The 23,937-nt window shown below is 60.8% G+C and carries 22 protein-coding genes; 13 read left to right on the plus strand and 9 right to left on the minus strand.

The features are described from left to right. Positions 1–87 precede the first annotated feature (87 nt). The 4 genes from D8U71_RS13910 to D8U71_RS13925 all read left to right on the plus strand — a co-directional run bounded on the left by D8U71_RS13910 (position 88) and on the right by D8U71_RS13925 (position 4,008). A complete protein-coding gene (locus D8U71_RS13910; protein ID WP_056785134.1) occupies positions 88–1,437 on the plus strand; it encodes an MFS transporter in 1,350 nt (449 codons plus the stop codon). Positions 1,438–1,535: 98 nt separating this feature from the next. Beyond that, the gene (locus D8U71_RS13915; RefSeq protein WP_130887980.1) at positions 1,536–2,228 is read left to right on the plus strand and encodes a fumarylacetoacetate hydrolase family protein; all 693 of its coding nucleotides are present in this window, start codon (positions 1,536–1,538) and stop codon (positions 2,226–2,228) included. Between the two features lie 33 nt (positions 2,229–2,261). Beyond that, positions 2,262–3,020, plus strand: coding sequence for an SDR family oxidoreductase (locus D8U71_RS13920; protein WP_071172046.1), 759 nt, complete (start codon positions 2,262–2,264; stop codon positions 3,018–3,020). Positions 3,021–3,051: 31 nt separating this feature from the next. Then, positions 3,052–4,008, plus strand: coding sequence for a 2-hydroxyacid dehydrogenase (locus tag D8U71_RS13925; RefSeq protein WP_130887981.1), 957 nt, complete (start codon positions 3,052–3,054; stop codon positions 4,006–4,008). A gap of 813 nt (positions 4,009–4,821) precedes the next feature. Here D8U71_RS13925 and D8U71_RS13930 read toward each other — a convergent pair. Next, positions 4,822–5,163: a hypothetical protein gene (locus D8U71_RS13930; RefSeq protein WP_071172017.1), complete on the minus strand. Its 342-nt coding sequence runs from the start codon at positions 5,161–5,163 to the stop codon at positions 4,822–4,824. A gap of 85 nt (positions 5,164–5,248) precedes the next feature. Next, entirely contained in the window at positions 5,249–5,890 is a 642-nt protein-coding gene (locus tag D8U71_RS13935; protein WP_051600691.1) for a class II glutamine amidotransferase, read from the minus strand. 167 nt (positions 5,891–6,057) lie between these two features. On the opposite strand from D8U71_RS13935, the gene D8U71_RS13940 reads away from it, so the two are divergent. The 3 genes from D8U71_RS13940 (at position 6,058) to D8U71_RS13950 (ending at position 8,093) form a co-directional block, all read left to right on the plus strand. Then, on the plus strand, positions 6,058–6,306 hold the full coding sequence (locus tag D8U71_RS13940) for a hypothetical protein (RefSeq protein ID WP_123442669.1): 249 nt from the start codon (positions 6,058–6,060) through the stop codon (positions 6,304–6,306). A 105-nt stretch (positions 6,307–6,411) separates the two neighbouring features. Beyond that, positions 6,412–7,569: a GGDEF domain-containing protein gene (locus tag D8U71_RS13945; RefSeq protein WP_073474876.1), complete on the plus strand. Its 1,158-nt coding sequence runs from the start codon at positions 6,412–6,414 to the stop codon at positions 7,567–7,569. Positions 7,570–7,577: 8 nt separating this feature from the next. Continuing rightward, positions 7,578–8,093 carry a PaaI family thioesterase gene (locus D8U71_RS13950; RefSeq protein WP_125927958.1) on the plus strand — a complete coding sequence of 172 codons (516 nt, stop codon included), beginning with the start codon at positions 7,578–7,580 and terminating at the stop codon, positions 8,091–8,093. 196 nt (positions 8,094–8,289) lie between these two features. On the opposite strand, the gene D8U71_RS13955 is transcribed toward D8U71_RS13950, so the two are convergent. Then, positions 8,290–10,494, minus strand: coding sequence for an OsmC domain/YcaO domain-containing protein (locus tag D8U71_RS13955; protein ID WP_125927957.1), 2,205 nt, complete (start codon positions 10,492–10,494; stop codon positions 8,290–8,292). A gap of 220 nt (positions 10,495–10,714) precedes the next feature. Here D8U71_RS13955 and D8U71_RS13960 point away from each other — a divergent pair, with 220 nt between their 5' ends. After that, a complete protein-coding gene (locus D8U71_RS13960) occupies positions 10,715–13,324 on the plus strand; it encodes an EAL domain-containing protein (RefSeq protein ID WP_130887982.1) in 2,610 nt (869 codons plus the stop codon). A 3-nt stretch (positions 13,325–13,327) separates the two neighbouring features. Here D8U71_RS13960 and cydB read toward each other — a convergent pair whose 3' ends face one another. The 5 genes from cydB to ppk2 form a co-directional block, all read right to left on the minus strand. After that, a complete protein-coding gene (gene cydB / locus D8U71_RS13965) occupies positions 13,328–14,329 on the minus strand; it encodes a cytochrome d ubiquinol oxidase subunit II (RefSeq protein WP_130887983.1) in 1,002 nt (333 codons plus the stop codon). 12 nt (positions 14,330–14,341) lie between these two features. After that, on the minus strand, positions 14,342–15,691 hold the full coding sequence (locus D8U71_RS13970; RefSeq protein WP_241664223.1) for a cytochrome ubiquinol oxidase subunit I: 1,350 nt from the start codon (positions 15,689–15,691) through the stop codon (positions 14,342–14,344). Between the two features lie 27 nt (positions 15,692–15,718). Continuing rightward, positions 15,719–16,108, minus strand: a complete 390-nt coding sequence (locus D8U71_RS13975) for a VOC family protein (RefSeq protein WP_122507046.1) — start codon at positions 16,106–16,108, stop codon at positions 15,719–15,721. Positions 16,109–16,131: 23 nt separating this feature from the next. Further along, positions 16,132–16,347, minus strand: coding sequence for a hypothetical protein (locus D8U71_RS13980; protein ID WP_016774424.1), 216 nt, complete (start codon positions 16,345–16,347; stop codon positions 16,132–16,134). A 699-nt stretch (positions 16,348–17,046) separates the two neighbouring features. After that, positions 17,047–17,862: a polyphosphate kinase 2 gene (gene ppk2 / locus D8U71_RS13985; protein WP_130888068.1), complete on the minus strand. Its 816-nt coding sequence runs from the start codon at positions 17,860–17,862 to the stop codon at positions 17,047–17,049. A gap of 190 nt (positions 17,863–18,052) precedes the next feature. Here ppk2 and D8U71_RS13990 point away from each other — a divergent pair, with 190 nt between their 5' ends. The 5 genes from D8U71_RS13990 to msrA all read left to right on the plus strand — a co-directional run bounded on the left by D8U71_RS13990 (position 18,053) and on the right by msrA (position 22,635). Continuing rightward, positions 18,053–20,179: a TonB-dependent receptor gene (locus D8U71_RS13990; RefSeq protein WP_130887985.1), complete on the plus strand. Its 2,127-nt coding sequence runs from the start codon at positions 18,053–18,055 to the stop codon at positions 20,177–20,179. An 85-nt stretch (positions 20,180–20,264) separates the two neighbouring features. Further along, positions 20,265–20,624, plus strand: a complete 360-nt coding sequence (locus D8U71_RS13995; RefSeq protein WP_125926178.1) for a hypothetical protein — start codon at positions 20,265–20,267, stop codon at positions 20,622–20,624. Positions 20,625–20,721: 97 nt separating this feature from the next. After that, a complete protein-coding gene (locus D8U71_RS14000) occupies positions 20,722–21,183 on the plus strand; it encodes an NUDIX domain-containing protein (protein ID WP_122507041.1) in 462 nt (153 codons plus the stop codon). 35 nt (positions 21,184–21,218) lie between these two features. Next, the gene (gene sseB, locus D8U71_RS14005; protein ID WP_130887986.1) at positions 21,219–22,004 is read left to right on the plus strand and encodes an enhanced serine sensitivity protein SseB; all 786 of its coding nucleotides are present in this window, start codon (positions 21,219–21,221) and stop codon (positions 22,002–22,004) included. Positions 22,005–22,128: 124 nt separating this feature from the next. Then, positions 22,129–22,635: a peptide-methionine (S)-S-oxide reductase MsrA gene (gene msrA, locus D8U71_RS14010; RefSeq protein ID WP_016774420.1), complete on the plus strand. Its 507-nt coding sequence runs from the start codon at positions 22,129–22,131 to the stop codon at positions 22,633–22,635. An 18-nt stretch (positions 22,636–22,653) separates the two neighbouring features. Here msrA and D8U71_RS14015 read toward each other — a convergent pair whose 3' ends face one another. After that, positions 22,654–23,871: an MFS transporter gene (locus tag D8U71_RS14015; protein WP_016774419.1), complete on the minus strand. Its 1,218-nt coding sequence runs from the start codon at positions 23,869–23,871 to the stop codon at positions 22,654–22,656. Between the last annotated feature and the right edge of the window lie 66 nt (positions 23,872–23,937).

Genomic DNA, 23,937 nt, shown 5'->3' on the forward strand with positions numbered 1-23,937 from the left:
GTTCGCTTGCCTTGCCCCACACGTTGCGGGCAACGGCATCGGCTGCTCGAAAAATCTCGACTCTTCTAACAATAACGAGGTCTCCGCATGTCCAACTCCCATTCTTCCAGTGCCACGGTGCCGCCGGTGATAGCCGGTGCACGCGATGCCGTTTCGGCGCAGCGCCTGCCTACCCGGCGGCGCTGGTTCATGCTGTCGCTGCTGCTGATCGCGACGATCATCAATTACATCGACCGGGTGAACATCTCGATCGCCGCGCCGTTCATGGCCAAGGACTTGGGCCTGGACAAGATCGAGATGGGCCTGATCTTTTCCGCGTTCGCCTGGACCTATGCCTTGGCGCTGGTGCCGGCCGGCTTCATCGCTGATCGGTTTGGCTCGCGCTTCACCTACGGCGTATCGCTGATCAGTTGGTCGACCGTCACCGTTTGCCAGGGTTTCGCCACGGGGTTTGCCTCGCTGTTCGGCCTGCGCCTGGCGGTCGGCGCCATGGAAGCCCCGGCTTTTCCGGCCAACAGCCGCGCGGTGACGGTGTGGTTCCCGGCGCGGGAACGCGGGATGGCCAGCAGCATTTACGTGTGCGGCCAGTACCTCGGCACGGCGCTGTTCACCGGCGCGCTGTTGTGGCTGGCGACCACCTTTGACTGGCGCCACGTGTTCTACAGCACCGGCGCACTCGGCATCGTCTTCGGTGTGCTGTGGCTGTACCTGTATCGCGATCCGCTGAACTGCAAGAAAGTCAGCCAGGAAGAATTGAAGTACATCGAAACCGGCGGCGGTCTGGTCAAGAGCAGCCAGGAGCGCACCCGCTTCAACTGGCGGCAGATTGCCGAGCTGTTCAGCTATCGGCAGATCTGGGCGATCTGCATCGGCAAATTCGCCAGCACCTCGGCGCTGTACTTCTTCCTCACCTGGTTCCCGACCTACCTGATCGAAGAACGCAAACTGACCATGATCAAGGCCGGGATCTTCGCCGTGCTGCCCTTCGTCGGTGCCACGGTGGGGATTCTGCTGGCCGGCATCGTTTCCGACTTGCTGATCCGTCGCGGCTACTCGATGTCGTTTGCGCGCAAGTTGCCGCTGGTGGTCGGTTCGATGCTGGGCATGTCGATCGTGCTGGTGAATTTCACTGACTCCAACCTGATCTGCATCGCCGTGCTGACCATCGCCTTCTTCGCCCAAGGCATCGCGTCCTCGTCGTGGGCGGCGGTATCGGAAGTCGCGCCGAAAGAGCTGATCGGCCTCACCGGCGGCATTACCAGCCTGGCGGCGAATATCGGTGGCATCGTCACGCCGATCGTGATCGGCGCCATCGTCCACGCCACCGGCACCTTCGCCTATGCCTTCTGGTTCATTGGCGGCGTCGCGCTGATCGGCACCCTCTCCTATTCGTTACTGCTCGGACGCCTGTATCGCATCGAGCTGAAGGTGCGCTGAGGCAAGAACCCGGATTTGTCCAAACGCAGGCGGCTTTCGTCCAACTTCACCGACGCCAGCCGCCGTACGCTGCCCTTTCAAACAGGATGACCCGCAGGATGAACATGACTGAATACGTCTTTACCCCGGATCTGCCCGTGACCTTGCCGGTACTCGGCACCGAGCAGCGCTTCCCCATTGGCCGGGTGTTCTGCGTCGGCCGCAACTACCCATGGCCGGACACTCAAGGCCAGTCGCGCCAGCCGCCGGTGTTTTTCATGAAACCGCCGAGCTGCGTGGTCGATGCCGTCGGCGACATCGCCTTCCCGACAGTGTGCGAGGACTTCGTTCACGAAATCGAACTGGTCGTGGCCATCGGTGAAGGCGGCGCCAATATCCCTGAAGATCAGGCTCTGGCCTACGTGTGGGGCTACGCCGCCGGCCTCGACTTGACCCGCCGCGATGTGCAACGCGCAGCCAAGAGCAACGGCCTGCCGTGGGAAGGCGCCAAGGTGTTCGACGGCGCCGCGCCGATGACTGCCGTCGTCCCGGTGAGCCGCAGCGGCCATCCCGAGGGCGAATTGTGGCTGAACGTCAACGGCGAAGAACGCCAGCGCGACAATCTCGACAGCCAGATCTGGTCGGTCAGTGAAGTAATCGCGCGCATCTCGCAATCCGTGGCCCTGCGCGCCGGCGACCTGATCATGACCGGCAGCCCCGCCGGCGTTGACAGCCTGCAACCGGGCGACGTGATCAGCGCCGGCATCGACGGCATCGGCCACCTGGAAATGCGCGTCGGCCCACGGCCCTGATTCCAGCGGATTGAGAAAAAGGAGAACAACAATATGACGACCTCTTTGAAAGTTGCGCTGGTGACCGGCGCCGGCAGTGGCATCGGCCGCGCCGTGGCGCTGGGCCTGATGGCTGACGGTTTCACCCTCGTGCTCGCCGGACGCCGGCCCGAGCCCTTGCAAGCGTTGGCCGAACTGGCGCAGAGCCAGGGTCACCCAGCGCTGGCGGTACCCACCGACGTGCGCGATCCGGCCAGTGTCGACGTGCTGTTCGCGACCATTGCCGAGGTCTACGGCCGCCTCGATGTGGTCTTCAACAACGCCGGCGTCAACGCCCCCGCCGTGCCGCTGGACGAGCTGACCTTCGAGCAGTGGCGCAACGTGATCGACACCAACCTCAACGGTGTCTTTCTCTGCGCTCGCGGCGCCTTCGGGCTGATGCGCAAACAACAGCCACAGGGCGGACGAATCATCAACAACGGTTCGATTTCCGCACACACACCGCGCCCGTTCAGCAGCGCCTACACCGCGAGCAAACACGCCGTGCTCGGCCTGACCAAATCCCTGGCGCTGGACGGCCGCGAATTCAACATCGCCTGCAGCCAGATCGACATCGGCAATGCCCTGACGGAAATGTCGGTGCGCATGACCAAAGGCGTACGCCAGGCCAACGGCAGCATCGCCGTCGAGCCGATGGTCGACGTCAAACACGTCGCCGATGCGGTGCGCTACATCGCCGGCCTGCCGCTGTCGGCCAACGTCCTGAACATGACCGTCATGGCCAGCGCCATGCCGTTTGCCGGCCGCGGTTGAGCCGGCCTTTTTATTGCGTAACGAGGTAGCCATGAAGCCAGAAATCCTGCAACTGAGCCCGATCCTGATCCCGGCAATCAACGCGCGTCTGGACCAACTGTTCACCGTACGCCGCTACTACCAGCAAGCGGACAAACCCGCCTACATAAACGAACACGGCGCCAACATCCGTGGCGTGATCACCGGCGGCCACACCGGCATCAGCCAGGCGCTGATGGCGCAACTGCCGAACCTGGAAGTCGTCGCGGTCAACGGCGTCGGCACCGATGCCGTCGATCTGGCCTACGCCCGCGATCGCGGCATCCGCGTCACCGCCACCATCGGCGCCCTCACCGAAGACGTCGCCGACCTCGCCATCGGCCTGCTCATCTCGGTCTGTCGCGGCCTGTGCACCAGCGACCGCTACGTGCGCTCCGGCCAATGGCCACAAAGCCCGACCCCACTCGCCCCGCTGCCCTTGGCCCGACAAGTTTCCGGCATGCGCATCGGCATCGTCGGCATGGGCCGCGTCGGCCGCGCCATCGCCACCCGCGCCGCCGCCTTCGGCTGCCCGATCAGCTACACCGACCTGCAACCGATGAGCGACGTCCCCCACACCTTCGTCGCCGACCTCAAACAACTGGCCCGCGACAGCGACGCCCTGATCCTCGCCGCCGCGGCGGACAAGGGCGAAGCGATCATCGACGCGCCAGTGCTGCAAGCGCTGGGCAAGGACGGTTATCTGATTAACGTCGCCCGGGGCAAACTGGTGAACGAGGCGGATCTGGTGGCCGCGCTTTCGGCTGGGGAAATCGCCGGGGCTGGGCTGGATGTATTCGTTGATGAACCGAATGTGCCTGAAGCGTTGTTTGCTAATGAACAAGTGGTGCTGCAACCGCATCGGGCCAGCGCAACATTGCAGACTCGCACGCGGATGGGGGAAATGGTGGTGGCGAGTCTGGTTGATACGTTTGCGGGGAAAGTGCCGGTTGGGTGTGTGACGGGGTGAACGGGTTCCGGAGCGCTGTTCGTGATCGCGGCGCACACCGCCTTCGCGAGCAGGCTCGCTCCCACAGGTTTGATTGCGTACATTCAGTGAGAAATGGGGCGTCTGTCAGGCCGCCTTCGCTGGCAAGCCAGCTCCCACAGGTTTTTGTGGCGTGAACAGGAATTGGTCAACACCCAACGTCCAATGCAGGCTTGCTCTCAACAGAAAAGCAAAAGCGAAGGCCAGATCAAAAGATCGCAGCCTTCGGCAGCTCCAGTTGGATCGCGTTCCGCTCAAGAACAGGTCGGCTGTCAGGCCGCCTTCGCGAGCAGGCTCGCTCCCACAGAAAAGCAAAAGCAAACCATGCAGGCCGTCCCGCCACCCAACACGATGAGCGTTAGCTCGAGTAGCTTTTGATCCTGGAGCCCGTCGGCAGGCTGAGTGGAGGGATTGATCCGGGGGTGGGAGCGCAGCGACCGTCTGGCGCAGCCAGACACAGCGGAAGGAGGTGCAGCGAAGCAAACCGTAGCCGCTGCGCCCGGATCGATCCCGGAGCGAAGGAACCCCGAGCCCCAGCGAGCGGGCCGAACGTCAGGGCGAAGCCTTTTTGGGTACTTTTTCGGCGTCTGGAAAAAGTGCCTCGCCGTAAGGGCGAAACCGCCAGCCGCAACACCACCAAAAAAGGATATACACCCAAAAACCCCAAAGCATGGTCGGCCCAAAGGCCGCCAAGACCAAAAAAAAACCCCACAACCGAAAACCAGTGTGGGGCCAAAAAATTGGTTGGTTGCGGCCAACCAAAGGAGCTCTGTCAAAACCCGTCAAGCGCTCAGATCAAATACACTCCTGAGCCGCCCGCTCAAAACTCGAAGGCAACAAATTCGACGCCAGCAAATGCCGCTCATAAATGAACACCTTGCCGCCCTTCCCCGCCTTGTACGCCTCCAGCACGTTATCCGCCGACACCTTGCTCGGCACCACAATCCGATAACTGCGCTGACTCTGCGAAACCGTCGGATTCAAGGCACTGCCCTGCAATTTCGGCACCACGCAATCGGCGTACTGCGCCGGCGTCTTGCTGGTCTGCAAGGTCAGGGTCGGATCGTTCGGCGCCGAAGCGCAACCGGCGAGCAACAGGGAAACAAAAGCCATGGCTGGCACGAATAAAGGACGCATGGAGTAAATCCTGAAAATAAAGGTTCGGTTCAACCGGCAACGGTTCGACTTCACGGCGCCGCCGTTGCCATTTACGTTTTAAGAATCAGCTCGACGCCACCAGGGCCTTGAGCGACACATCGAATTGCTTCAGCGCATTGAGTTGCAGGTCACGCTGCTGATTGATCTGCGCGGCGATCTGCGGCGCCGCCTGGTTGTGCACCCAGACCGAAGGCAACTCTTGCTCGATCGCTCCCTCGGCCTTGCCGATGTACTGCAGATCGGCGTCGTAGAACCGTGCGGAAAAACGCGCCTCGACCAAACTGTTGCGCTGAGTCAGCAAGCGGTTGAACGTGTCGAGCTTGACCACCACGTCCGGATGGGCCTGAACCAGCGCATCGAGGTTGTCATAGACGGTCACCGAGACGAACTGCTGTTGCAGCGAACTCACCAGCCAGTCGAGGGCCAGTTCCGGGTCGGAGCTGCCGACAAAGGCGTCGCGGATTCGCGAGTCCAGTGCGTCTTTCGCACCGTTCAGCGCCATGTCGTGGTAGCGCTCCAGGTATTGCAGGTTCTGCAACGTGTTTTCGCTCAACAACACACCCACGGTCTGCGTGTGCTGCAACGCCGAGGCGCTGGCGGCGATGGGTTGCAGGTGACACGACCGGGCGTCGTCTGCGTAAGCCGGTGCAGTAACCACCCCGCCCATCAGCAGGGCGATCATTGCCAGTCGAGTCAGAATGTTCATCGCGCAATTTCCTTGAGCTGCGTCTTCGATGGAGGCGATTTTCCGCCGATCGCCGGCAAAGCAGAACTTGCGTTTCTTGATGGTCACTATTACTTCCAGCAATAGTTGCGCGTCGCGCAGACTGATGCACACTGAGCACATTCAAGAAAAATGATGAGGGTCTCGCCTTGAGAACGTTTGATCTGATCCGTGACGCCGTGCTGCCCGAATATCGCGATCGCGTAGCCGAATACCTGATGCAGTACGAAAGCGTCCTGCTGGACAAAAACGCCCGCGATGCACAATTGATCCGCGACACTGCCCAGCAACTGCGCGGTTATCTGCGCGGGCTCAACACCACGCGGGTGCTGGGCATGGCCTATTGGGAAGAGCTCGATCGCCGCGTGGTAGACACCTGGCTAAGCCCGCAAGAGTGACCGCTGGAGCGCCAGTGGTCTGCCCGGCAACGCGCCCCCTGCGAAAAACCTGACCAAACGCTTACAATCGCAGGCCTATTGCCATACAGACAGGCCTGCCCGGAAATGCCGCTCGACCCGCCAACGATGCTGACCATCACGATCGCCCTCGCAGCCGCTGCCGCGCTGTACCTGGCGGTCGAGTGGCGCAGCATCCGTGAGCCTTCGCTACTGTTCTGGAGCGCCGGTTTCGCCACCATCACCATCGGTTCCACCCTCGCTCTGCTGCGCAGCAGCGGTTTTCTGCTGCTGGGCATCTGGTTCGCCAACGGCCTGCTGGTGACCGCGCACTTCTTTTTCCTGCTCGGCGTGGCGCGCTTCACCCAGACCCGACTGTCGCCGGCGTGGTACCTGATTTTCGCGACGTGGCTGATCATGTTGATGTTGCCGGACGGCCCGCTGTGGTCCAAGGCCATGCTGGTGGCCAACTCGCTGCTGGTGGCGATCCCGACACTCAAGGCCAGTTCGCTGCTGCGTCCACACGGCAAGTCGTTGAGCGTTGGCGCGGTGCAACTGCGCTATGTGCTGCTCGGCCACGGCATCTTTTATGTGGCCAAGGCCCTGACCGTGGTGATCCCCGGCACGCTGATCGATCTGGCGGCGTTTCGTGGCGAGATCATTCAGATCTCGCTGGTCGAAGGCGCGATGGCGATCATGTTGATCGCCCTGTCGATGACCGGCACCGAGCGTTATCGCCGGGAAAAGCAGATCGCCCGCCTCGCCGAGCGCGATCCGCTCACGGCCCTCTACAACCGCCGCGCCCTGGAAAAACGCACGCCTCGCCTGCTGGCCGGTGTCTCCGCGCAAAGACCGGGTGCGTTGCTGTTGATCGATATCGACAACTTCAAACTGGTCAACGACCAGTACGGGCATATCGCCGGTGATCGCTTGCTGATTGCTCTGAGCGAGATGATCCGCGCCCAGCTGCCGCCCCATGCGTTGACGGCGCGGCTGGGTGGCGATGAGTTTCTGATGCTGCTCAACAACGCCTCAGCCGAAGCTATCCTTGAACTGGGCAATGCCTTGCGCGAACAGTTTCTGGCCTTGGCGTCGCACACATATCCCACGTCCGCTGCGGTGACTTTGAGCATCGGCGCCACCCTGTTCGACAAACCGCCGGCCAGTCTGGCGGCGCTGATCGAGCTTGGCGACGCCGCGCTCTACGAGTCCAAACGCGGCGGACGCAACCGCTTGCGCCTGTCCGGCCTCGCCACTCCAGGATGACCCCAGCCATGTCCAGCCAAGCCACCCCGCTGCAAGACCTCGCCGCCCCCGAAGGCGTTTGTTACGGCTGCGGCGGCCGCAATCCGCAAGGCCTGCACGTGAAAAGTCGTTGGGATGAGGACGGCAGCCACGTCATCGCCGAGCATCTGCCCGACGCCCAATACTGCGGCTGGCCGGACCTGGTTTACGGCGGGCTGATCGCCATGCTCGTCGACTGTCACTCCAACTGGACCGCCATGGCCTGGCACTACCGCGCAGAAAACCGCGAAGCCGGCAGCCTGCCGCGCATCGACTGCGTCACCGGTAACCTTGGGATCAAGTTCATCAAGCCAACGCCGATGGGCGTACCGCTGCTCTTGCGTGCACGGGTCGAAGGTGAAGTCGGGCGCAAGACCCGGGTGATTTGCGAAGTGTATGCCGGGGAAGTGCTGACGGCAGTGGGTGATTCGGTGTTTGTGCGGGTGGATACGGGGCAGTTGGCGGATGCAGCGCATGGCCGCGAAAGCCAAAGCCCCTCACCCTAGCCCTCTCCCAAAGGGAGAGGGAACTGACCGCAGTGTCTGGTGGAAATAGGCCGAACTGGAAAACCGAGTCGAACACAAATTCTGAAAAGCTTGAAAATCGGCTCCCTCTCCCTCGGGAGAGGGCTGGGGTGAGGGGCTGCGGTTCAAGCCACGCAGCCACACTCAAGCCGAAAGCGAAACGTTCGTAGCCAGCTCTTCAGCGCGACAACGCCGCCACACCAGCGCGCGCCGCGTGCAGCTTTTTATAGCTCTCGATCAAGCGCAAATGCCGATCCAGCCCTTCCAGCTTCATGCTCGTCGGTGTCAGGCCATAGAACCGCACACTGCCATTCACCGAACCAATCGCCGCATCCATACGCTCGTCACCAAACATCCGACGGAAGTTGGCCTCGTAGTCTTCCAGCTCGAGATCCTCGTCCAGCTCCATCTCCAGCACCACATTCACAGCCTGATAGAACAAGCCACGCTCAACGGTGTTGTCGTTGTATTGCAGGAACGCCTCAACCAGATCCTTGGCCTCATCAAACTTCTGCAGCGCGAGGTAGATCAACAGGCGCAGTTCCAGAATCGTCAGCTTGCCCCATGGTGTGTTGTCATCGAACTCGATGCCGATCAGCGTGGTGATATCGGTGTAGTCATCCTGCTCGCTGCGCTCCAGCCCCTGAACGAGGTTGCGCAGGCCGACTTTGCTGAGGTTGTGCAGGTTGAGGATGTCGGCACGGAATTGCAGGGCTTTGTTGGTGTTGTCCCAGATCAGGTCTTCGATCGGGTAGATTTCCGAGTAATCCGGCACGAGGATGCGGCAGGCCTTGGCGCCGATGTGCTCGTAGACCGCCATGTAGACTTCCTTGCCCATGTCTTCGAGGATGCCGAACAGGGTCGCGGCTTCTTCGGCATTGGAGTTTGCGCCTTGGCCTGAAAAGTCCCACTCGACGAATTCGAAATCTGGTTTGGCGCTGAAGAAGCGCCACGACACCACACCGCTGGAATCGATGAAGTGCTCGACGAAGTTGTTCGGTTCGGTCACTGCCTGTCCCGAGAACGTCGGCTGCGGCAAGTCATTGAGTCCTTCAAAGCTGCGGCCCTGGAGCAGTTCGGTCAGGCTGCGTTCCAGCGCGACTTCCAGGCTCGGGTGCGCGCCGAAGGAAGCGAAGACGCCGCCAGTGCGCGGGTTCATCAGGGTCACGCACATCACCGGGAATTCACCGCCCAGCGAGGCGTCCTTGACCAGCACCGGGAAGCCCTGCTCTTCCAGGCCTTTGATGCCGGCGAGGATGCTCGGGTATTTCTCCAGTACCTCTTGCGGTACGTCCGGCAGGGCCATTTCGCCTTCGAGGATTTCGCGTTTGACTGCGCGCTCGAAAATTTCCGACAGGCACTGCACCTGCGCTTCGGCCAAGGTGTTGCCGGCGCTCATGCCGTTGCTCAGGTAGAGGTTTTCGATCAGGTTGGACGGGAAGTACACCACTTCACCGTCCGACTGGCGCACAAACGGCAGCGAGCAGATGCCGCGCTGGGTGTTGCCGGAGTTGGTGTCGTACAGGTGCGAGCCACGCAGTTCGCCGTCGCGGTTGTAAATGCCGAGGGTGTAGTCGTCGAGAATCTCGCTGGGCAATTCGTCTTTCGGACCCGGCTTGAACCACTTCTCGTCCGGATAATGGACGAATTCGGCGTTGGCGATGTCTTCGCCCCAGAACTGGTCGTTATAGAAGAAGTTGCAATTGAGGCGCTCGATGAACTCGCCCAGCGCCGACGCCAGTGCGCCTTCCTTGGTCGCGCCCTTGCCGTTGGTGAAGCACATCGGCGAATGCGCATCGCGAATGTGCAGCGACCAGACGTTGGGCACGATGTTGCGCCACGAGGCGATTTCGATCTTCATGCCGAGGTCGGCAAGAATCTTCGACATGTTGGCGATGGTCTGTTCCAGCGGCAGGTCCTTGCCGGCGATGTAGGTGCCTGCCTGGGAATCGGACTGCGGCATCAACAAGGCCTGGGCATCGGCGTCGAGGTTGTCGACTTCTTCGATGATGAACTCGGGGCCGGTCTGCACCACCTTCTTCACGGTGCAGCGGTCGATGGAACGCAGGATGCCCTGGCGATCCTTGTCCGAGATGTCGGCGGGCAATTCGACCTGAATCTTGAAGATCTGGTTGTAGCGGTTTTCCGGGTCGACGATGTTGTTCTGCGACAGGCGAATGTTCTCTGTCGGGATGTTGCGCGTGTCGCAGTACAGCTTGACGAAGTAAGCCGCGCACAAGGCCGACGACGCCAGGAAGTAGTCGAACGGCCCCGGTGCCGAGCCATCGCCCTTGTAGCGAATGGGCTGATCGGCGATCACCGTGAAGTCGTCGAACTTGGCTTCAAGTCGAAGGTTGTCGAGAAAGTTGACCTTGATTTCCATGCGGGATTACCAGAATACGGCTAAACGAATGGCGGCCATTATCCGGTTTTTGTGCGGGAAGTCTCGCCCTTTCGGGATTCGCCGCTGGCCGGCGCTGCTGGAAATTCCAACGGATTCGCTACACTTTGAAAAAATCCAGGCGATACCAATAACAACAATCTGAACATTGTGCGCTCGCCATTGTTCTAGATTCAGAAGACACCGGATCAAGGACGAGCACATGGCCGTTACTCTCCCTGCGCAGCCAATCCCCACCCCGCAACGCGCCGTGACCCGGCGCCTGGCCATCGCCGTTGGCGCACTGTTCATTGCGGGTGTCATCGCCGCGATCAGCACCTTGCTTGGGATCGCCAATACCCTCGACGCGAAAGATCTGGAACAGAACCAGTTCTATTCCGTGCGCGCCGTGGAAAACCGCATCACCGCGTCGAAAAACTACATCACCAGTTACGCCTACTGGACCCGCGCCTATGAGGCCTTGAGCGGGCCGATCGACGTCAACTGGGCCTACACCGAACAGAACATGGGCAAGACCCTGTTCACCAGCGACGGCTACGACGGCGTGTTCGTCCTCGATCGCAAGCGCACCAAGTACGCGGTGATTCGCGGGCAGATGGTTGAAACCGACGTATCCGGCGTACTGCAAGCGCCCGCCTCGGCGTTGGTCGAGCAGGTGCTGAGTCAGCCTGACCTGACCAAGCCGATCAGTAGCTATTCATTGTTCGAAGGCTGGCCGGCGCTGATCACCGCTGCCGCGATCATTCCCAACGACGAGCGCCCGCTGGATGAACTGAGAAACACCTCGGTGCTGGTGTTCGTCGACAAGCTGACCCCGACCAAACTGCGCAAGATCGGCAGCGGTTATGGCCTGACGAACCTGACCCTGGTCCCGGACGGCACCATTGAGAAAGGCCATCCAAGTGTGCCCCTCGACAGCACCGGCTACAGTCTGGTCGCCGACCTGCAACGACCCGGCCAGCAATTGCTATGGACGCTGGTGCCGCCGCTCGGCGCGACGTTTCTGGTGCTGATGCTGCTCACCGCCTATTTTTTCCGCCATGCATTGCGCTCATCGCAATACGTCGACAACAGCATTCATGCCATGCAGGCCTCGAATCAGGCACTCGAGAAAGCCAATCATGCCCTCGAAGCCAGTGAAGAACGCTTTCGCGCCGTGGCCGAAGCGGCGTCGGACTGGATCTGGGAAGTTGATGATCAGTTGGCGCTGACCTATCTGTCGGCGCGCTTCAGCGAAGTCACCGGCTACCCGCAAGCCCTGTGGCTGGGCCAGGACATCGGCGAATTACTGACTTGCGACACCACGCCACTGGAGCTATGGCTGCGCAAACTCAGCGAAGAAAACAGCGCCGGCGATTTGCGCTGCACTTATCGCGATCACTCCGGGCAGCCACGCCACTGCCGGCTCTCGGCGCGGCCGATTTTCGACAAGGACAGCGTCGTCGGCTATCGCGGCACTGCCAGCGATATCACCGACGAAGTCGCCGCCCATGCGCAGATCCAGCACCTGTCGATGCATGACGCCCTGACCGGCCTGCCCAACCGCAACAAACTGGCGCGTTATCTCGACGACGTCCTGGTATTGAAGGAACACGCGCCGCCGCTGTCGCTGCTGATGATCGATCTGGACAACTTCAAACCGATCAACGATTCCCTCGGCCATCCTGCCGGTGACGCGGTCCTCCAGGAAGTCGCCACGCGCCTGCGCGAATGCACCCGCGAGCACGACCTCGTCGCCCGCCTCGGTGGTGATGAATTCGTCGTGGTGCTCAATGGCATGGACAGCCATAACGAGATCGACAAATTCTGCACACGGCTGATCGGCAGCCTGCATCAGCCGATCCTCTACGAACAGCATCCGCTGCATATCGGCGCCAGTGTCGGCATCGCCCTGAGTCGTCGACACGGTTTCGTCGCCAGCGATCTGATCCGCTACGCCGACATCGCGCTGTATCAAGCCAAATCCGACGGCAAGAACACTTGGTGCTACTTCGAAGCGCACATGAGCGACCAGATCCAGACGCGCCGGCAAATGGAAGATGACCTGCGCCATGCGCTAAAACACAACGAATTCGTCTTGCACTATCAGCCGCGCTACAAGGTCGACGGCAAACACATCGTCTCGGTGGAGGCGCTGGTGCGCTGGCAGCATCCGACCCAGGGCCTGCTCGGGCCGGACGTGTTCATTCCGCTGGCCGAGCAGACCGACCTGATCGTACCGCTGGGCCGCTGGGTGCTGCGCGAAGCCTGCGAAACCGCGCTGGAATGGCCCCATGACATTCTGCTGTCGGTCAACCTTTCGCCTGCGCAGTTCGCCCTCAGCGATGTCGTCGAGGATGTTCGTGAAGTGCTGGTGGATACGCGTTTCCCGGCCAGCCGTCTGGAGCTGGAGATCACCGAGAACGTGATGCTCAATGACACCGACGGCGCGCTGACCACCATGAATCAGCTCAAGGAGCTCGGCGTGCGTCTGAACATGGACGACTTCGGCACCGGTTATTCGTCGCTCGGTTACCTACGCGCCTATCCATTCGACGGGATCAAGATCGACAAACGCTTTATCGCCTCGATCAGCAGCGGCACCAACGACCGTGCCGTGGTGCAAGCGATCATCGGTCTGGGCAAAGCCATGGGGCTGACGGTGACGGCCGAAGGCGTCGAGACCGAGGAGCAACTGGCGATTCTCGGCAAGGATCAATGCAACGAGGTGCAGGGTTATTTCATGAGTCGGCCGATCGACAAGGTTGCTTTTGCTGATCTGCTACGAGCTTCGCGACTGTCGCTGGTGAGCAAAAAAGGTCGGGTGACGTGAATCTCAACCATCGTTGGCAACGCGCACCTTGCCGCTGAACACGCGGAAACCGAAGGTGTTGTAGGCCAGGGTGATGGGGATCAGCACGGCGAATCCGACCAACATGAAGATCTGGCTGGTGGGGCTTGAGGCTGCTTCGCTCAAAGTCAGATCCGGCGGAATGATGAAGGGATACAGCGCGACCAGCATCACCGCGAAAGCCAGCACTAAAACGCCCAATGCGGCGAACAACGGCACACAGTCAAAGCGCTCGTGAAAACCTTTGCTGAACACCCATCCTAGAGCGCTGACGATCAGCCCTGCCGGCAACCACAGCCGAATATCGGCGAGCCTCCGGGCATATTGCGGCTGCAATGTCGCCGTCCATGCGATCAGCACCAGCAATAACGCCACAACGACCAGCGACAGCACGCGGGCCTGGCGGGCCGAGTGCTGCTGCAATTCATCAAGGGTGCGCCAGTACAGCCAGCACGTCCCCAGCCAGACGTAACCGAGCACCAGCACCAAACCGCAAAACACAGGGAACGGATTCAGCCAGTCGCGGCCATCGCCAATGTACTGACCGCCCTGATGCGCAACGCCTTGCACGAGAGTGCCGAGCACCATGCCCTGGACAAACCCGGTCAGCAGCGAAGCCAGCGCCAACACGCCGTCGACGATGCGCTTGCGTCGCTCGTTCGGTGCGTAATCGCGAAACTCCAGCGCCATGGCCCGTGCGACCAAGGCGAGGAACATCACGATAAAAGGCACGTACAAGGCCGGCAGCAAGATCGCGTACGCCAGCGGAAACAGCGCCAGCAGCCCGCCGCCGCCGAGCACCAGCCAGGTTTCGTTGGCGTCCCACACCGGCAGAATCGACACCGCCATCACCCTGCGCTGCTTGCTGCAAGCCGTGAGGCCCATGAGCATGCCGACGCCCAGATCGGTGCCGTCGAGCAGCACGTAGTTCATCACCGAGAACGCCAATGCGGCAGCGCACAATAGAGTCAGCCAGTCGGTGTCCATGTCTGCGACTCCTCAGTGCCCGGTTTCGTCGGCCAGCGTGGGCTGCGGCCCGGGTTGATCCTGCTGCGGCGGCTCGCGCAACAGGCGCAGCAACACCCACAGACCGATGCCGAAGATCAACAGATAAAGCAGCAGAATCAACCAGGTCGAGCCGACGACTTGAGCCCTGGACACTGATGACAGACTGTCCGCGGTGCGCAGCAATCCGTAAACGGTAAATGGCTGTCGCCCCACTTCGGTGACGACCCAGCCGCTGAGCATCGCCAGAAATCCGGCCGGCGCCAGCAGCACGCACGCGCCCAGCCAGCGACGCGCCGTGTACAGGCGATTACGTCGGCGCAGGATCAGGCTGACCACACCCTGCCCAAGCATCAACAGTCCCAGCCCGACCATCAGCCGGAACGCGAAAAACACCGGCGCCACGGGCGGGATGTCCTTAGCCGGGAACTCATCAAGCGCAGCGATGGTGCTGGTCAGATCATGCTGCAGGTAGAGGGAGCCGATGCGAGGAATGGCGACTTCCCAATTGTTGCTCCGCTCGTCCATATCCGGCCATGCGAACAGGCGCAGTGGCTCCCCCGCGCCCTCTGGCGGGCGCGTCCATGAGCCTTCGATGGCCGCCACTTTCTGCGGCTGGGCGTGCAAACTGTGCCGGCCATGCAGATCCCCGACAACAATCTGCACCGGCATCAGCAGCGCAATCACCCACAGCGCCATGGAGAATTGCAGGCGAGCACGCGGGTTTTCCCGGGCCTGGCGCAATTGCCGGGCGCTGATCCCGGCAATCAGCGTCGCGCTGCCGATGAACACGGCGAGCAGCATGTGCGCCAAGCGATAGGGAAACGAAGGATTGAAGATGATTGCCCACCAGTCCTCAGCGAGGAAACGCCCGTCCGCGCCAATCGAATAGCCGGCAGGGGTTTGCATCCATGAGTTGGCGGAAAGAATCCAGAACGCGCTGATCAGCGAGCCCACCGCCACCGCACACGTGGCGAAAAAATGCAGACGCGGGCCGACCTTCTTCAGGCCGAACAGCATGATGCCGAGAAATCCCGCTTCGATGAAAAATGCCGCCATCACTTCATAGAACATCAGCGGGCCGAGGACATCACCGGCCTGCACCGACAGCCGCGACCAGTTGAGGCCGAACTGATACTCCAGAATCAATCCCGACGCCGTGCCCACTGCGACATTTAGCGCAAACACTTTGAGCCAGTAGCGATAGACATCCAGATAAACCTGGCGCCCGGTCCTCAACCACAACGCTTCCAGCACCATGAGGAAATTCGCCAGACCGATGCTGAACGCCGCCAGCACGATGTGAAAGCTGATCGTGATCGCGAACTGAGCGCGGGCGGCCATCAGGGCCGAATCAACAGGCTCCATCCATCAGCCGCTGTAGAACACAGCCAGCTTGTTGCCTTCAGGATCGCGCAGATAGGCCACGTAAAAGTCCGGCGTATAGGCTTCGCGCGTGCCAGGCGGTCCTTCATTGCTGCCGCCACTGTCGAGCCCGGCCTTGTGCACCTGATCGACCTGGTGCCGCGAGTCGGCGCGAAACGCCGGCATCATGCCGTTGCCGGGTGTCGCCGGCTCACCATTGAACGGTTGCGAGATGTGCACACTGCCCGGGCCGTTGGACTTGTCGGCGCAATCGGGCAAGTAGAAACAGTAGTGTTCTTCACGGTCATGCCGGTAGCCAAGCGGCGTCAGGATCGCCTTGTAAAAAGCCGCCGAACGCTCGACATCGTTGGCGCCGATAAACAGATAACTGAGCATGGGATGTCCTCCGATGGCAGCTGTCAGCGCTGTGGCTGTTCCTCGTTCAGGGTAAAAACATTGCCGGCGTCACGCACCAATTGGCGCCATTCGGCACTGGTGATCAGGCCCTGCTCCTCCATCTGATCCGCAGCCTTGAGCAACTCGTCATATTGCTGTTCCGGATCCAGATCGCCCTCGGCCTGCTCCGCCATCCTGCGCCATGCCGCCAGTGATGCCTTTTTTTGCTGATCGAACATACGGGTATCTCCTGAGGGACTTACCCGGTAGAAAAAACAGCGCGACAGAGGTTCAGGGCAGATGACGGATGGACGGGTGATACGCAAAACCTTGTCGGAGTGAGCCTGCTCGCGATAGCGGTATATCTTTCAAAACATTTGAATGTGCCTCCGTCATCGCGAGCAGGCTCGCTCCCACAGAAAAGCAAAATCAAAAGATCGCAGCCTTCGGCAGCTCCTACAGTTGGTCGCGTACCACCTCAAGTACAGGTCGGCTGTCAGGCCGCCTTCGCGAGCGGGCTCGCTCCCAAAAAAGCAAAGCAGCGCAGCTGCCCGCGGCGAAGCCGCCCCACTCAACAATGAGCGCAAGCTCGAGTGCTCTTGATCTTGATCCACCGGCGACGTCGGAAGGCTGAGTGGAGGGATTGATCCGGGCGTGGGAGCGCAGCGACCGTACGACGCAGTCGTACACAGCGGAAGGAGGTGCAGCGAAGCAAACCGTAGCCGCTGCGCCCGGATCAGTCCCGTAGCGAAGGAACCCGAGCCTGCGAGGGCCGAACGTAGGAGCAAAGCGTTTTGGTTACTTTTGGGCGTCTGCAAAAGTGACCCGCTGTAAGAGCGGAACCGCCAGCCGCAACACCCGAAAAAACGGATATACACCCAAAACCCCAAGAGCCTGGTCGGCCCAAAGGCCGCCAAGCCCCAAAAAATCCCGCAAAGTCAAAACCGCTCCGCCACCCGCTTGTACGGATAATCCGGCTCCCGATACTTGCCCGGCTTCTGCCGTTTCGGCAACTCGACCTTGTCGCGCTCAACCTCCTCATAGGGGATGCGACTGAGCAGATCAGTGATGATGTTCAGCCGTGCACGACGTTTGTCGTTGGAATCGGCAACCCTCCACGGCGCCCAATCGGTATCGGTATGCTTGAACATCTCGTCCCGCGCCCGTGAGTAGTCATACCAGCGGCTGTAGGATTTCAGATCCATTGGTGTCAATTTCCAGGTCTTGCGCCCGTCATTGATTCGCGCTTCGAGCCGGCGGGTCTGTTCCTCCGGACTGACCTCAAGCCAGTACTTGAGCAGGATCACCCCCGAATCAACGATGGCGTTCTCCACCCAAGGAATCGACTTGAGAAACTTGTCGGCCTGCTCCTCGGTGCAAAAGCCCATGACCCGTTCGACACCGGCGCGGTTGTACCAACTGCGGTCGAAAATCACCACCTCGCCGCCCGCCGGCAGATGCGGCAGGTAGCGCTGCACATGCATCTGGCTCTTTTCGCGATCGGTTGGCGCCGGTAATGCCATCACGCGGAACACCCGTGGGCTGACGCGTTCGGTGATCGCCTTGATCACCCCGCCCTTGCCTGCACCGTCGCGCCCTTCGAAAACAATACACACCTTGACACCTTTGGCGATGACCCACTCCTGCAGCTTGACCAGTTCAATGTGCAGCTTGCGCAGCTGTTCCAGATAGTCCTTGTTTTTCAAGCGTGGACGTTCGATTGCCTTTGCAGGTTTCTTCTTGTCTTTCGCCATGAACCTGTCCTCGCGCTTCAACAGCCCGCTGAATTTGTTTATTGACCCGAAGGGCCTGATCCGTGAGGTTAGTTCACGCCCGGTTGTTTGCCATTGCCGGGCAAAAAAGCCTTGTCGCCATGTGTTTCCTGAGATTGTTCCGACGTCGCACTGTTCATTGCCCGATCCCCTGTTTGCTGGAGTTTTTTCGATGCCGTCGTCCAAATCATTGCCCACTGCCCTGCTCGGTCTGGCCCTGGCCTGCCCGGCGATGGCCGAGACCCAAGGTCTGGAGCTGGGGCAAGTGCTGATTTCGGCGGATCAGCGCAGTAGCAGCGATGCAGCGGTCGAAGAAGCGCGGCAACGCCTTGAGCAGGTTCCCGGCGGCACCAACGTGGTCGACATGCGCCAGCCGTTGCAGGGCCGCGTTGCCAGCAATCAGGATGTGCTCGCCTATCAGCCGGGGGTGTATGCGCAGTCGGCGGGCAACGAAGGCGTGAAAATTTCCATCCGTGGTTCAGGCATCAACCGCGCGCCCGGCGCCCACGCCTCGGGGCTGTACACGATGCTGGATGGCTTGCCCCTCACCGGCCCCGGCGGCACACCGTATGAATTGCTCGAGCCACTGTGGGTCGAGCATGTCGAAGTTCTGCGCGGCGCCAATGGCTTCGATCGCGGTGCGCTGGCGCTGGGCGGCGCTATCGATTACGTCAGCCACACCGGTTACACCGCGCCGAAACTGCAAGTGCGTTACGCCACCGGCAGCCATGGCTATCAGCAGCGCCAGGTCAGCTCCGGGCAAGTCCTGGGAGATTTCGATTACTACGTGTCGCTGACCGATGCCAACGCCGACGGCTATCAGGACCACACCGCCAGCGAGAGCAAAGGCCTGATCGCCAACTTCGGCTATCGCTTCAACCCGAATCTGGAAACCCGCTTCTACTTCCGCTATCGCGAGACCGACAACGACCTCGCCGGTCGCGTGACCAAGCATTCCATCGAACACAGCCCACGGGCAGCCAACCCGGCGTATGTGGCTCGCGATGACAGCCGCAAGCAGCCCGGCAGTACCTTCATCGGCAACAAGACCACGTTCTATCTCGATGACGATTCGAGCATCCAGACCGGCCTCGCCTACCACGACTACCCGATGGATTTGCGCGAAGGCCCGAACCGGCTGAAGGTGGCTTACACCGACGTCAGCGGCACCTTCGACTACAAGCGCCGCGACACCCTGTTCGGCATGGAAAGCCGCAGCAACGTCGGCCTGCGCGTGACCAAGCACCTGCCCAACGATGGCGCCAGCGAGTTCGTGCGCATCCCGAGTGGCAACACCGCCAGCTATGCCCCGGGCACGCGGATGCGTAATTTCACCTATCAGGGTTCGGATACCGTGCTGCATTTCGGCAATGACCTGGAAATTGCCGACGACCTCTGGCTGAGCACCGGCCTCGCCGCGATCTACACCCGCCGCGAAAGCGCCGTGACCTATCCGCAGGGCGGCGGCAAGACCAGTCTCAGCGACTGGGACTATGCACCGCGCATCGGCCTGCGCTATCAGATTACCTCCGACGTGCAAGTGTTCGGCAACCTCAGCCGCTCCGTCGAAGCACCGCACCCGTGGTCGCTGATCTACAGCTCCAACGTGCGCTTCCCTGCCGGCAACGGCGCCGCCACCGGCACCCAGCGCGACCCGGTCGAACTGCAAAACCAGACCGCTACCACTCTGGAACTCGGTGGCCGTGGCGACAGCAAACTGGGCGAATGGAGCCTGGCCTGGTACTACGCGCAAGTTCGTCACGAACTGCTCTCGGTACTGCCGGACGCCAACGCCGTCACGCCCTACGAACTCAATGCCAGCCCGACCGTGCACCAGGGCATCGAGGCCAGCCTCAACAGCAAACTCTGGACCGCCGCCGACGGCCGCCAGCTGAGCTTGCGCCAAGCCTACACCTTCAGCGACTTCCACTACCGCGACGACGAACGCTTCGGCGACAACCGCCTGCCGGGCCTGCCGATGCATTATTACCAGGGCGAACTGCGTTACGACTGGCCGCAGGGCTTCTTCGCCGCCGTGAACACGCAACTGGTGTCCAAAGTTGCCGTGGACTACGCCAATAGCTACTACGCCGACCCTTACGCCCTGTTCGGCGCCACCCTGGGCTACAACGCGCCGAAGGGCGACTGGCAAGGCTGGGTGGACATGCGCAACCTGACCGGCAAGCGTTATGCGGCAACGGTCACGCCGGGGTATGACGACAAAGGTCTGGATGCCGCGCGGTCGACCCCGGGTGAAGGGATGGGGGTTTATGTTGGGGTTTCGTGGAGTTTGTTGTGAGGCCTGTTGGCTGTAGACGGACAACTCCAGCCAATCTGCACTACGCTGGCTAGCGATATGAGACAGCTTGCGGAAGGTTCGCTCAATGACAGTCTGCTGCCCTGATTGTGGGTTCACCACCGATAACCTTCCGCCCACGCATAAATGCCCTGAGTGCGGAGAGTTTTCCCACGATTGGTTGATTTACGACTGGGAAGAATTTGTTGCGATCAAACGTCGGCACATCAAGTACAACGTCGCGATTCTTGGGGGATTGCTGATCAATGTGCTTCTGGCCCTCGCGCTTCAGTCCAGCAATGCTTTCCAGTGGTTTCTGACGCTACTGGCAATACCGGCGATCATCAGCTGGCTTCGTTGTCGCAGACAATTGCGGGCGAGGTCAGCGTATAAAGGCCACGAAGCTGGAGTTGTTTTTCCATGGTTTAGCGGGTTGGGTGGTCTTTAATGGCTGTGCAATAAGGAGCTCTTGCCAGCCCGACGTCCTCTTGCAATACGAATCCGAAACGCAACAAGCAGTGGCAAGCCCTTCAAGGAAGATGTAGATGCGCGAACGCAAAGCAGCACGATTACTGGTCATTAGTCCCTCGCAAGAAGTTCTGCTTTTCAGATTCATCCATGAAAACGGCGCCTTGGCCGGCAGAAATTACTGGGCAACCCCGGGCGGCGGCCTTGAGGCCGGTGAGACATTCCATGACGCTGCAATACGTGAGTTGCGTGAGGAAACCGGTATTGAGGTCCTCACGGTTGACGGACCTGTAGCGCACCGTGATTTTTCCATGCTATTACCCAGCGGCGAAACTGTACTCGCGGTCGAACAATATTTCGTCGCGCATACGCCAAGCGAGCGGCTATCCAGAGCTGGCTGGACTCAGGAAGAAACCGAGGTCATGGCCGATCATCGTTGGTGGTCCGCTGAATCGCTACGAGGCACCGACGATCAGATATGGCCCGAGAGGCTGGATGAAATGCTGGTGAATGCAGGCATCTTCGAGTCGGTCAGGTAATCATCGCTCTCCACTGAAAATAACGGACTGACCTCATGGATACTTCCCAAGAAAACCCATTGGAAACATCGCTCCGACTCGCCGCGGACGAACCCGCGCATCGCCCTGAGTTCTATCGAACCCTCCTGGACTCGACCGTTTACATCCTCGGCACCGCCGGTGCGGCGCAAGGCCATGTCAATCTCGAAGCCGGCAGCAACATCAGCATCGCTCATTGGCAGAAGCCCGATGGCACGCCGGTCATTCCATTCTTCTCCTCGCTGCCAACGCTGCAACAATCCATCGACAGCGAGCAGAGCTATGTGGAGATACCTGCACGATCATTGTTCGAAATCACGCTGGGCGCGCTGCTTTTTCTGAATCCGAAGTCGCCGTACGGCAAGGAATTTCTTCCGGAGGAAGTGCAACGCCTGCTCTCAGGCGAAATCGGTCGGCCCGCCACGCAGCGTACCGTGGAAAAAGAAACCAACGTCTTGCTTGGACAGCCTTCGGACTACCCATCGACGATGGTCCATTCGCTCTCGCAATTGCTGGCCAAACACGCCAATGTGAAACGCGCATTCCTGGCGCTGATGCACGACCCCTCGATTGATGAAAAACCGCACTTGATCGTCGGCATCGAAGCGGATGGCGATATCGAACAGGTCATGCGCGAGGCCGGCAATGTCGCTGGGGATACAGCCCCTGATGGCGGGCCGGTTGATTTTTGCCGCGTGCTGACGGGACAAGCCGGGCTGAGTGATTACTTCCTCAGGGAGACCAAACCGTTCTACGAACGCAAGTCACCGAGCAGGCTGCGTTCGTTATTTGGCTTTGGTTGACACGCCTGCATGCCGCTTGATCAGCAGGCCAGTGGTCGATTCTGATGAGCGTAACCTTGGATTCTCTCAACCCGCCCTCATAACAGTGGGTATCCCCACATCGTCTCGAGAGGAAGCACAAACCATGACCACTCAAACCGAAACTGCCATTCTCGCCGGCGGCTGCTTTTGGGGCATGCAGGATTTATTGCGCCGCTACCCGGGTGTGCTGAAAACCCGCGTCGGCTATACCGGCGGCGATGTGCCGAATGCGACCTATCGCAACCACGGCAACCACGCCGAAGCCATCGAGATTGAATTCGATCCGGCGGTAATCAGCTACCGGCAGATCCTCGAGTTCTTCTTCCAGATCCACGACCCGAGCACGCCCAACCGTCAAGGCAACGATCTTGGCCCGAGCTACCGGTCGGCGATCTACTACCTCAACGACGAGCAGCGTGCCGTCGCCGAAGACACCGCTGCCGATGTCGACGCCTCGAAGCTGTGGCCGGGCCGTGTGGTAACCGAAATCGAACCGGCCGGGCCGTTCTGGGAAGCGGAACCCGAGCATCAGGATTACCTGGAGCGGATTCCGAATGGCTACACTTGCCATTTCATCCGGCCTAACTGGAAACTGCCGAAGCGCGGTTGAAGAAACTGCTGGCGGGGTTCAATGCCCCGCCACCACCGAAGCTTCTACAGAGCGCGGGCCCGACTTGAAACCGTGGGCCCGGGCACCCCAGGCAATGGCGAAGGCGATAGCGACCAGTGCCAGCATGGCCCACGGAAATGAGGCAACGCCCCACTGATCGAGCAGCACGCCGCCGACGACACCGCTGCCAGCGATCGCGCTGTTCCACGCCACTACATTCAACGACAAGGCGACATCCGCTCCGTTGCCCGCCGCGTCAGCCAGCGCCGTTTGCAACAGCGTCGCCGCGCCGCCGAACGTCAAACCCCATACCGCCACGCCGAGATAAATCACCTCTGGGTTGCGTCCGCCAAAACCCAGCGCCACGCAGACCGCGGCAAAGGTCGCCAAACTCAGCAGAACAGTCGAGCGCAGCAGCGGCTCGACCAGCTTCGCCGTCAGCCATATCCCGACCAGCGCGGCGATGCCGAAGATCAACAACACCACATCCACCCGCTCGGCCATGCCCGCCGGCGCCACGAACGGAGCGATATAGGTGTAGAGAATGTTGTGCGCCAGCATCCAGCTGATCACCACTGCAAGCACAGGACGCACGCCCGGGGTAGTCAAGACTTTGCTCAGCGATAGGCGTTGATGGGCCGGCTGCGGCGGGTAGTCGGGCACTTTCACCAGCACCCAGACGATCAGTACCAAGGTCAGCGCCGACATCAGGCCGAATGTAGTGCGCCAACCGACCAGCCCACCGAGCCACGTACCCAGAGGCACGCCCAGCGACAGCGCAATCGGTGTGCCGACCATCGCCAGTGCCAACGCCTTGCCCTGCTGTTCGGGCTCAACCATGCGTCGCGCATAGCCGGCCAACAGACTCCATGCCAAACCCGCTGCAACCCCGGCGAAGAACCGCGCGACCAGCGTAACGCCGTAGTGCGACGACAGCGCGGTAATCGAATTGAACAGCAGGAAACCGACAATCGTCAGCAGCAGCACGTTGCGGCGCCGCCAGCCCCGGGTGGCGATGGTCATCGGGATCACCGCCAGTACGGAACCCAATGCGTACGCGGTAACCATTTGCCCGGCCATGGACGGCGAAATCGCCAGGCCTTCACTGATCAACGGCAACAGGCCCGCCGGCAGGGTTTCGGTGACGATGCAGATGAAGCCAGTCATGGCCAGCGCCAGCAAAGCGCCGATGGGCAGACCTTTTGGCGTAGCCGTTAACGTGATTGAAGGTGTCACTGGAAGCTCCTCGAAAAACCGACTCAGATTTAAATACCGATCGATCTAGATCCTGAGGGTGCATGC

Source organism: Pseudomonas sp. Sample_21, from assembly GCF_004307525.1.
In the GTDB taxonomy this organism is placed as follows: Bacteria; Pseudomonadota; Gammaproteobacteria; order Pseudomonadales; family Pseudomonadaceae; genus Aquipseudomonas; species Aquipseudomonas atacamensis.